This is a genomic window from Blautia sp. AM47-4, assembly GCF_003479865.1.
GTDB lineage: Bacteria > Bacillota > Clostridia > Lachnospirales > Lachnospiraceae > Fusicatenibacter > Fusicatenibacter saccharivorans.
Map to the genome: position 1 here is coordinate 1 of NZ_QUHY01000062.1, position 4456 is coordinate 4456.

Genomic DNA, 4456 nt, shown 5'->3' on the forward strand with positions numbered 1-4456 from the left:
ACGAGTACAAAGAGAAGGGGATAAGTATGCCCATATACAAACAAAAAGCAGGAATCATAGTTTTATAAATGCTTACGATTTCTGCTCTTTGCTAAAGTTAATGACATTGCATAAACACTGGGTTTGCGAGGTGTTTTAATCTACTTAAGTGTCAAAGATGAGATAATACTAAGGCTGGTATCGGTTGTCAATACATAAATTCTGCAATGTAAAATCATGAAACACTGCAGTTCCCCCTGTTTGCTCTGAGGCATAACAAAACAGTCCAACTCTGCACCCTGTAAAATGGTCCAGCTTGAAATACAATTTATGTACGCTCCCTAATCTTTTCCACTCGCCATGACTCCAATATCGAAAAACTACAATATCTTTCATATCAGAAAAATCAGCAGAAAGTTCCAGATGAGCAATCGGGCAATCCATCTTAACCCTCTCATGTTCCTCAAGGTTTTCACCTTTTTGGATGACAGGATATCGACTGTCATCAGCAGGACTCCCGGCACGCATAACCAGATAATACTGATCTGCCTGACGTGTTATTGCAATCATTCCATAACAACCCTGAAGTGCACAGATACCAGCATAATCACCATTGTTTAAATCAGACCCATCAATTACAACTGAAGCACGGCACCCGGGCCAGATCATTCTCTGCGTTAATGTATTTCGTGCTTCACACAAATCCTGGCACAAAGAACCGGCAGTTAGTTTTAATCCTCCATTTTCATCACAGTCAACCAGACGATAATCTGGCACATGATTCCACTGCCATGCTTTATGAATCGATATTTTTCCACCTTCCTTTTTATACTGAAACTTGTCATTCGCAGTCAGGGGTTCGTATACATATTCCGGTTTTCTGTTCCTCAGTAAAATCGGTTCTACTATTTTCCCATTACTTCCAAATTCCGGGAATCCATGAGTAAAATCTACCGGAACCAGAATCGGGATTCTCCCTACCGCTCCAGAATCCTGAAAAAGGAAAGCATACCATTCGCCTTCCGGTGTATCTACAATTCCTCCCTGTGCCACACCGCAATTGAAATATCCCCGATCATCATCCAGTATATCCCGTCCGATAAACTCACTCTCCAGACTATCTGAAACAAAACATGCCTCTGTTCTTCTTCCCGCTCCGCCATTGGGCCAGTGAATCAGAAATACATAATACTTACCGTTAATTTTATATGCATGAGCTCCTTCATATCCCAGACGCACATTTCCTGTATCCTCAATGATCTTTCTGTGCAATCCTCCAGGTTTCGGACTGCTCAGATCAGCAGTTAATTCTGTAATATAAATCTGTGTATTTCCATATACAATATAAACTCTGTCATCATCAAACAAAAGAGAGCAGTCATGGTAAAATCCTTCGATATACTGTTTTTTCCACGGCCCTTCTATATTTTCTGACTGATACAGATAAGTGCGATGGGTATCATTGGCAGCAAAGCACACATAGAATATACCATTATGATACCGCAGGGATGCTGCCCACATACCCTGTCCGTAAATATTTTCTCCATTCTCCATACACTGTGCCGGTGTATGATCCAGATCATCAAAAACGTAACCCACACGCTCCCAATCTGTCAGATTATAAGAACGAAGAATCTCACCCCCCGGCATAAAGTGCATGGTTGTACTGATCATATACCAGATATCCCCCACGCGTATCAGATCAGGATCCGGATAGTCCATGCCAATTAAAGGATTGTAAAAATCTTTCATTGTATAAGTCTCCTTTTCATCATTCACTTTTGTTTCCCGTCCGCTCATCCACTACTTTCTGCATTTCTGCAAAAAATATCTCCGGATGAACGGATTCGTAACTTTCCATATACTTCTCCCAGATAGAATCAAAATCCTCTGTCATAACCAGCTGCGGCAGATATTCACGTTTAACCTGATCCATTTTCTTCCATACCAGTCCTGCCTCAGAACCCGTTGTCAGAATATCCGCATAGGCATACACGGGAAACCACTCTCCCGGTATATCATGATTTCCCAGCATATCTACATAGTCATTACATCCATACGCTGACAAACATTCTTTCACATCCTCCGGCAGAGCAGCATAAAATTCCTCCGGCTGAAATTCCGGTGAAAAAGCATTGATTCCATCTTCATAATTTCCTTCTAATCGTGGAAAATAAGCATAAGAGCAAAAATGTGTATTTTTATACTGCGAATCAGCAACCATATCTCTCTGCTCTTCGGTCAGATAAAACAATCCGTTCTCGTCCACTTCATAATCTACCCCTTCAATTCCCCAAAAACGAAGTTTCTGAATATCCTCTCTGAGCAAATCATTAAGGAACTGAAAAGCCCCCTTTACATCTTTACAACTTACTGTGACAGATATTCCTCCTGAAACATCTGGCTGAGTTCCATTCTGGGTATGCCACTTATTTTGTACATTTCTGTCGATTGTAATGGGAAGAGGCACATAATTCATTCCCTCTCCCTGCTGACGCAACATATCATCCACGGTATAATAAAACTGCCACCACTGATCTGACATACCAAGAACACGTCCGGTAGCAAGTTTTTCCAGATACTCACTATAAGTCTGTGTGTAGAACTCTGGATCAAGAATTCCTTTCTGAAATTCTTCATTTAATATCCGGTAATATTTTCTTGCCGTTGCTGTGGTATTATAATCCTCCACTTTCAATGTATTTGGATTCACAATGCAGCAGCCATCATTAGGATAGCCATCTAAAAACTGCGGCACATTTTCCAGACAAAAATATCGCCAGTCATCACAAAGAACAGTATATGGTACAAGGTCATCCAAAGGATGAGCGTCCACATAAGCCTCAATAAGATTAAAGTATTCTTCCAACGTACGTATTTCTGGATACTTCGCCCATTTTAATACTCTTGTCTGTATCCAGAATGCTTCGCCATTATGCAGAATATCTTCTGATGGATTTTTTTGATTCCCAAACTGGGGGATCCAGTAAATATGCCCATCCTCCTGTTTTAACAGTTCCCACTGACTATCAGTAAAATAACTGCGCAGATTCGGGTATTCATCCCAATACTCATCAACCGGAATCAAAGCATTTGCTTCATATAAATCAATATTGCCGGAAATAAAATCTGGATACTCTCCTCCGGCAATATAGGAAGCAATAGCCTGGTCGGAAGTCTGTCCTACCAGCCATATCTCTTCACATTCTGCTCCTGTCAGTTCCGCGATTTTCTTTTTTATCTCATTATCCTCATCAATCTCCTGTCCTAGAACAGAAAAAAAAGCCGAATATTTTCTAATCTCCGGCTTTTTCCTATTTCCTATTTGCCAAAATGCTGTTCCCGCCAGAGCTACGACGCAGCATAAAAGTGTACATTGTTTCCAGTACTTTCTCATATATCCGTTTCCCTTCTTAGAAATTAAAGTATGCTTCGGTGTATCTGCTATGAGGGGTGCACCATGCTTTGCATAACATGACACCTTTTCAAGATAATAGTACCCAGAAATTCCGCTGGAATTTCCGAGTACACAGCTTAGAATCTTTAATTATTATAACGGATACTCTTACTGGTTTTCAATAGCCATCCATGCAAAGTCCGCATGATTTTCTGAAATTTCACCATTGGAGGATGCATACATTCCCAGGCAGCAACCTGTAAAACCGCCCGCCAGTTCAGTACTCAATCCTGTCATATCCACATCAGAAACAAGCAGCATCTTTTCTTTTCCCTGAACTTTATAGTAGAAATCTGTCTTCTGTCCTCTGCCTCTGATTTCCAGAGTTACAAATCCATCTTCGATTTCTTCAGCCGCCAGTTTTTCTTCTTTGTCACCCAGACGACGATTGAGTAACAGCTGCACCTTACCGTCACACATCATTTTGGTAAACCGAACATGATGTGTCTCATCACACAGAATGGCAAGACCAGCTTCCTCCCCATTTACACAGGGGGAAAACTCTATTCCCGCAGATGCAAGATACAGATATTCCTTCTGTCTTACAGCAACGAAAGCAGGACAGGATGTTTCATTTAATGTCTGCGGCAAAGTCGGAAGTCTCAGATATCCACTTCTCTGGAAAAGATCGTATTTTTCCCAAAGAGGCTTCCGAAGAGTCATGCATTCCATCGGGAGTTTCTTCTCGAAGAAATGGTATACCTGGCTTTCAGGTTTCATTTCTGCCCCATCTCCCGGAAGTTCGACTACCGACTCCAGCATACCGACTCCCGGATTCACAACAGGCCATCCATCTTCCCATGTCACTTTCGCAAGAAATGTATCGCGACCTGTATTTACATAGCCTTCGCATTTTCTGGAACCCAGCATAACCACATACCAGTTCCATGCCATCGTCCACCAGATCACCATGACCCACAGCAGTGATGGGATAATCATTCCCAGATGACGATGCGTCAGAATAGGGTTATTGGGATTGCCCTCATATGGTCCCCACACACTTCTGCTTCTGGAAATCGT

General features: G+C 41.8%; 3 protein-coding genes. All 3 read right to left on the bottom strand.

Annotated features, from left to right (window positions below):
- Positions 1–168: 168 nt before the first annotated feature.
- On the bottom strand, positions 169–1731 hold the full coding sequence (locus DW965_RS18190; protein WP_117761858.1) for a glycoside hydrolase family 43 protein: 1563 nt from the start codon (positions 1729–1731) through the stop codon (positions 169–171).
- A gap of 19 nt (positions 1732–1750) precedes the next feature.
- Positions 1751–3376, bottom strand: a complete 1626-nt coding sequence (locus tag DW965_RS18195) for a sugar ABC transporter substrate-binding protein (RefSeq protein WP_117761853.1) — start codon at positions 3374–3376, stop codon at positions 1751–1753.
- A gap of 168 nt (positions 3377–3544) precedes the next feature.
- On the bottom strand, positions 3545–4456 hold a 912-nt coding region (locus DW965_RS18200), incomplete at its 5' end, for a family 43 glycosylhydrolase (protein WP_147398816.1).

Excerpts from the sequence above, each read along its gene's own strand:
- DW965_RS18195 (WP_117761853.1), bottom strand. The coding sequence starts at position 3,376 with ATGAGAAAGTACTGGAAACAATGTACACTTTTATGCTGCGTCGTAGCT.
- DW965_RS18190 (WP_117761858.1), bottom strand. The coding sequence starts at position 1,731 with ATGAAAGATTTTTACAATCCTTTAATTGGCATGGACTATCCGGATCCT.